Origin of the sequence: Streptomyces sp. PA03-1a (assembly GCF_033792805.1) — a bacterium.
Classification (GTDB): domain Bacteria; phylum Actinomycetota; class Actinomycetes; order Streptomycetales; family Streptomycetaceae; genus Actinacidiphila.
Window position 1 is genome coordinate 1 of record NZ_JARAVO010000508.1, and the last position, 706, is coordinate 706.

Here is a 706-nt window from a genome sequence, read left to right on the forward strand (position 1 = left end):
GGTTGGGGCTGGGGCTGGTCGTGCGGGCCGGGCCCCGGCTGCGGATAGCCGTAACCGTGCGGCGGTGCCGGCGGGTTGGCTCCGTCGGCGTACGGCGGCATCGGCTGCTGCCCCTGCTGCGGGAGCGGCCCCGGCGCGGGAGCCGGGGGCTGCTGCGGGGGCGTCTGGGCGTACGGCCCGGGCCCCGGCTGCGGATATCCGTACCCCTGCTGCGGGTACGGCGGCTGCTGCGCGTGGGGGTCACCCCAGGGCGCGCCCTGGTTCGGCTGCGGGTACCCGTAACCGTGCGGCGGCGGGGCGGGCTGGGGGTAGCCGTAAGGCTGCTGCGGCGCGGGCGAGTTGGGGTCGCCCCACGGCGCACCCTGATGCGGCGGCTGCGGGTAGCCGTACCCCTGCTGCGGCGGGGGCTGCACCGGGGCAGGCTGCTGCGGTGCCTCCTGCGGGGTGGCCGGCTGGTACTCCGGCGGCAGCGGCGGCACTTGGGACTGCGGCGCCGGAGCGGGCGGCTGCGGCTGCTGCTCGGGAGCGGCCGCGGTCTCCCCCTGGGGTGCTTGCCGGGGCTGCGGCACGGGCGGCTGCTGCGGCCCCGCGTCCGGCTCCGCGGGCGCGGGCGTCACCTCGGTGGCCACCGGCGCGGGCGCCTCCACCGGCTGCGGTTCCACCGGCTGCTGTTCCTCGGGCCGGACGCGGGGCCGCAGCAGCCGCC

The 706-nt window shown here is 79.9% G+C and carries 1 pseudogene; it reads right to left on the reverse strand.

From position 1 onward, the window contains the following. Positions 1–662 (reverse strand): annotated as a pseudogene (locus tag PV341_RS45215) (topoisomerase II); the annotation flags it as partial. Positions 663–706 lie beyond the last annotated feature (44 nt).